This window comes from Hungatella sp. SL.1.14 (assembly GCF_024460495.1).
Classification (GTDB): Bacteria; Bacillota; Clostridia; order Lachnospirales; family Lachnospiraceae; genus Hungatella; species Hungatella hathewayi.
Window position 1 is genome coordinate 1 of the sequence record NZ_JANFYJ010000429.1, and the last position, 295, is coordinate 295.

A 295-nucleotide genomic window follows, 5' to 3' on the forward strand; every position below is an offset into this window, starting at 1 on the left:
CTTTTATTGTTCCATAAGACTCAAAAATCCCTCTACCGCAAACGGGAATGACGGAGTGACAGGCACTTCTGTAATCTAAAACTGTGGGAACAGTTTGTCTGCAAAGGCGGAAAATATTTCATACTGCATGTGAGGTCCGGCCACGGCGATCGTGGCCGGTTTATCCTGTGTGACTGAGTCGATGGCATCCATGACGCCCCCGTTAATGACTCCTTCCAAGTAGGAGCGGCGTTCGGCCAGCGTCGAGCCGGCGAATAAATCCATGCTGCGGACGACATACAGTGCACGGTTGAAG

The 295-nt window shown here is 51.5% G+C and carries 1 protein-coding gene; it reads right to left on the reverse strand.

The window, feature by feature from the left end; translation table 11 throughout:
* Positions 1–75: 75 nt before the first annotated feature.
* The coding region (locus tag NE473_RS31690) for a hypothetical protein (protein WP_256265688.1) at positions 76–295 on the reverse strand (220 nt) is incomplete at its 5' end.